The organism is Novipirellula sp. (assembly GCF_041583735.1).
In the GTDB taxonomy this organism is placed as follows: Bacteria; Planctomycetota; Planctomycetia; order Pirellulales; family Pirellulaceae; genus Novipirellula.
On record NZ_JBFHFD010000678.1, the window covers coordinates 1 to 4,670 of the forward strand.

A 4,670-nucleotide genomic window follows, 5' to 3' on the forward strand; every position below is an offset into this window, starting at 1 on the left:
TGAGTAAGGATCCGATGAAAAGGGTAACACACCTTTCGCAATGGATTGCAAAGAATGACCAGCAAGAAATGCCGACGCGCGGTCGGTTCGTCTGTCTTACCGATGTTTCTCGTTTTACTCGCGACGATCGGCTTGAGCGAGACGATGGTTTCGGCCCAGCAATACGCTCCTTCATTTGGATTTGGAGATGCCTCCTGTGATGAGTCTGGCCAATGTGATGCAGGAGGCCAATGTGATGCAGGGAGTAGCGGGTACTGCTTACCGCCGTACTGGTTCAACACACCTCACACGCCGTTGGATTCGACCGTTTATAGTGCACCCCGCCGAGCGGCGGTTCAATCTTCGCAGTGCCAACCAGGCTACACGTCGGCGGCCACCGCGTGCGCACCTGCACCCGCACCTCGCAGCGGAACCTTGTTAGGCGGATTCGAATTCATGTGGATGCGAGCCCATTTTGACCAGAACGTGGCGATGATTATTGACCCGCCGGTGGGGAACACATTGGTGCCGTTCAGCTACGACTACGAACTTTCGCCTCGTGTTTGGTTGGGTTGGCAATCGCGTCATGGTGGCGGTGGATTTCGGGCGACTTACTTTCGCTTTGACGAGCAAGCCAATACTGAAGCAGTGACCGCGGTCACCGGATCGACTCCGGTGTTTGTCTATGTCTACGGTGCCGGCGGCAACTTGTCGCGGAACGCTCAGGCTCAAGTCGGTGAGACGTTGACGTCGAGTCACGAGTTGAATCTTCAAGCCCTTGATCTGGAGGCAACACAGCAGTTCCGGTGGAATTCGCTGCAGGGAACGCTTGGCGGCGGGGTGCGAATCGCCAGTATCAAGCAATACATGCGTGGCGATGTTCGCGATGCCGGTGGCGTGCTGCAAGAATCGGTTAGCAATGATTTGGATGTCCAGGGTGCCGGTCCCACGGCATCGTTGCAGTTGCGACGCGGGATCGGCGGCAGCCGACTTGGAGTGTACGGCGGACTTCGTGGCTCGCTATTGATGAGCGAGACGACGCAGAAGATCTACGAGATGAAAAACGTCTTCACCACCGAGCTCGAGGATGCCGCGATACACCGCGAAGTTATCACCGCGATGGAGATGTCGCTGGGGTTGCAGTGGAATCAATCACTTGGTCGACACTCGGCTTGGTTCGCCCGAGCCGGTTACGAAGGCCAAGCATGGTTTGACGCCGGAGGCCCCGTCGATTCATCAAGCACCATCTCGCTGGACGCAATCTCCTTCGCCCTCGGACTGCAGTTTTAGTCAGTGGGATCAACATTAGGGAGTGTCCGATCCGGATACATGCGACACAACGCAATCTGGTCACGGCCGCAAAGAAAAACCTGAGCTTGAGATGTCACTGTGAGAATACCTTTGGCCCGCGAATCACGCGAATAGACGCGAATAAAAAAGTGACCACTTGCGAATTGCCATTCGCGATTATTCGCGTGATTCGCGGGCAGATATCTTCCATGGTAACCATCCATGGCGGATGCGAGGGCTTGCGCACGGAACGGGGGCGCCGCGTGGAAATCCAGTGGGTGCACCGGGGAGGTGCGGTGCGTGCACTAGGCTTCGTTGGCGTCGTCTGATTCGCTGCGTTTGAATCCGGGGCTTAGCAGTTGGACGGCGTCGTAGGCAGCGTGAGCGGCGATGGGGATCAGCAGATTGTCGGTCCAAAGCAGCAATGCACCGAAGTACAGTCCCATCGCGGCGGCCAATACGACATACAGCCGTGTGATCGGATGGACCATTCCAAATGCGATCGATGATCCGATCAGCGCTGCCCCCCATTCCACCGGGCTGGGCGACGCATCGGCGCCACCGATGTGGGCAAGCCAAGGGAGCAGCCAGCCTCGAAACAGTAGTTCTTCGCCCACTCCGGCGCAAAGGCTGATGACGACCAATTCGGCACGCCCGAGACTCAGCAGCGTGCGGATCATACCGTCATCGCTGAGCCGTTCCAGTTCACGAACCGGTTCCCAGGGGATCTTGCGAATCAACGCGATGACCAACAGCATTGGGACCGCTGCGGCACAGCCGTATGCCAGCCCCGAGCCAATGGTTCGCAGATTTTCGAATCCGCCTTCGGGAATCATTGCTCGCGGATCGGGGCCGAGGGCCCAGCCCAGCAGCAGTGCCAGCAGCCCGAGCGCCGACTCAAAGATCACTGCCGTCAAAAACAGGTCATTGGGCGACTGGTCGAGCGTTTCTTCGTGTTCATCCATACCGAAAGCGTACGCGGCGGGTGCGTTTTCGGCACCCCCGGATATGGGAATTCCGTCAAGAATGCGGCTGAATGCTATGGTTCGACCGCCAGGGCGTGTTGGCTACGACGTCTCGGGGCAGCGGACGTGACAAGCCGCCGCGTGAGCTTGATCGCCCAGATTCGGACGTATTTCACGGCACTTCTGCTCGGCAATCCAGCATCGATCGACAAATGCACAGCCAGGATATTCTCGATCGGGCGAAGGAACTTCGCCTTCGAGCACGATTCGGTCCCGTGTCGCCGCCACCACAGGGTCCGGCACCGGAACCGCCGATAACAACGCTTCGGTATAAGGATGAGTCGGCGATCGATACAGGTCGGCCGCGTCAGCAAGCTCGACCATTCGCCCCAAATACATCACTCCGACGCGGGTCGCGATGTGCCGAACGACACTCAAGTCATGGGCGATGAACAGGTACGACAGCCCAAGCCGCTGTTGCAATTCCATCAACAAGTTGATGATCTGGGCCTGGATCGAAACATCCAATGCAGAAACAGGTTCGTCGCACAGAATCAACTTGGGCTCGACCGCGAGGGCTCGGGCGATCCCAATCCGCTGTCGCTGGCCACCACTGAATTCATGCGGATACCGATTGAGGAAACGTGGGTTCAACCCGACCAATTCCATCAAACGAATCACTTCGAGTTTGCGATCACGTCCTTGGGCCAAGTTGTGCACCACCAGCGGTTCACCAATGATCCCGCCCACGGTCATGCGTGGGTTCAGCGATGCAAATGGATCTTGAAATACCATTTGGACTTGTCGGCGAAATGGCAGCATATCACGGTCACGAAGTCCCGTGATATCCGATCCGTTCAGCCGGATGGTCCCGGCGGTGGGTGGCACCAAGCCGATGATGGCACGCGCGGTGGTCGATTTTCCGCAACCTGATTCGCCCACCAAACCCAGCGTCTCGCCTTCTTTGATTTGAAACGAGATATCGTCGACGGCGCGGATCACTCCTCGTTCCGGACGGAACAACGATCCGCGGCTGAACGGAAAGTGAACCTTCAAATTTTGGACATCAAGCAATGGATTTTGGCTCATTGGGTCACCTCGTAATCGCGAGGCGTTGCGTTTTCAACGTCGACGATGCATGCCGCCAATCGGCCTTCGCCCGCGGGTGCAAGTGGTGGATCGATAGTGGCACATTTGTCAATCGAGTAAGGGCATCGAGCACGAAAGGAGCATCCCTCAGGGACGCGTGCCATGTCCGGCGGTTGGCCAGGGATCGCTTGCAGCAACTCACTTTGCTCTTGATCAAATCGAGGCAACGAATTCAACAATCCCAACGTGTAGGGATGTTTCGGCTGGGCAAACAAATCGTTCACCGAAGCCTTTTCGACCACGCGGCCGGCGTACATCACCAACACGCGGTGGCAAACGCCGGCGACCACGCCAAGGTCGTGCGTGATCAACAAGATGCTGGTGCCGCGGCGTTTTTGAAGATCGGCCAGCAGATCCAAGATCTGAGCCTGGATCGTCACGTCCAGTGCCGTTGTGGGTTCATCGGCGATCAACACGTCGGGTTCGCACGACAATGCCATCGCGATCATCACCCGTTGCCGCATCCCGCCACTGAATTGATGCGGATAATCACGCAGTCGTTTCGCTGGCGAGCTAATCCCGACCATTTCGAGCATCTCAACGGCTCGGCTGCGAGCTTGTTTTTTGGTCAGCCCCAAATGTAACTGAGTGATCTCGCACAATTGTTGCTCGACCGTCATCAGCGGATTGAGCGCCGTCATCGGATCTTGAAAGATCATCGCGATCTTTCGGCCACGGATCGTTCGCAACTGCGATTCGTTCATCTTCAGCAGATCGCGACCGCCGTAGATTGCCGAGCCGCCATCGATGCGTCCTGGAGGTTTTGGGACCAACCCCATCAGCGCCAAGTTGGTCACGCTTTTGCCGCTGCCGCTTTCACCGACAATCCCCACGGTTTCGCCGGGACCAATGTCAAACGACACGCCACGAACCGCGCGGACGATACCGTCGTCGGTTTTAAAGCTAACCTGTAAATTTTCGACCGAAAGGATCGGTGAATCGTTGGATTCGGGCATCAAATCTAAACTCTGTCTGAAAAGGGGTCTGACCCTCTCTGAAATGGTAGTGTCATAAAAAGTGGATTGCTCTCTGCAAAGGGTCAGACCCCTTTTCGGACCGCATCTAGTCCCGGTTTTTCATACGCGGATCCAGTGCGTCACGAAGTCCGTCACCGAGAAAATTCAACGCAAACAAAGTCGACGCAAGCGAGAGGCCAGGGAAAACCACAACCCACCAAAACAACTTCACGCTCGAAAGTGCTTCCACGCCATCGTTCAATAGCAGCCCCCACGAAACATCGGGCGGGGCAACGCCCAGACCGAGGACCGACAAGAAGGCTTCGAACAA

General features: G+C 56.9%; 4 protein-coding genes and 1 pseudogene. 1 reads left to right on the forward strand and 4 read right to left on the reverse strand.

Features of this window, described 5'->3' with window-relative positions; all coding sequences use genetic code 11:
- The first annotated feature begins 54 nt into the window (after positions 1 to 54).
- On the forward strand, positions 55 to 1,269 hold the full coding sequence (locus ABX962_RS30765) for an Lpg1974 family pore-forming outer membrane protein (RefSeq protein ID WP_372725311.1): 1,215 nt from the start codon (positions 55 to 57) through the stop codon (positions 1,267 to 1,269).
- 305 nt (positions 1,270 to 1,574) lie between these two features.
- On the opposite strand, the gene ABX962_RS30770 is transcribed toward ABX962_RS30765, so the two are convergent.
- The 4 genes and pseudogenes from ABX962_RS30770 to ABX962_RS30785 form a co-directional block, all read right to left on the reverse strand.
- A complete protein-coding gene (locus ABX962_RS30770; protein ID WP_372725313.1) occupies positions 1,575 to 2,234 on the reverse strand; it encodes a lysostaphin resistance A-like protein in 660 nt (219 codons plus the stop codon).
- Positions 2,235 to 2,336: 102 nt separating this feature from the next.
- Positions 2,337 to 3,323: an ABC transporter ATP-binding protein gene (locus tag ABX962_RS30775; protein ID WP_372725315.1), complete on the reverse strand. Its 987-nt coding sequence runs from the start codon at positions 3,321 to 3,323 to the stop codon at positions 2,337 to 2,339.
- Positions 3,320 to 4,339: an ABC transporter ATP-binding protein gene (locus ABX962_RS30780; protein ID WP_372725317.1), complete on the reverse strand. Its 1,020-nt coding sequence runs from the start codon at positions 4,337 to 4,339 to the stop codon at positions 3,320 to 3,322. Before ABX962_RS30780 ends, ABX962_RS30775 begins: the two co-directional genes overlap by 4 nt.
- A 106-nt stretch (positions 4,340 to 4,445) precedes the next feature.
- Positions 4,446 to 4,670 (reverse strand): annotated as a pseudogene (locus tag ABX962_RS30785) (ABC transporter permease); the annotation flags it as partial.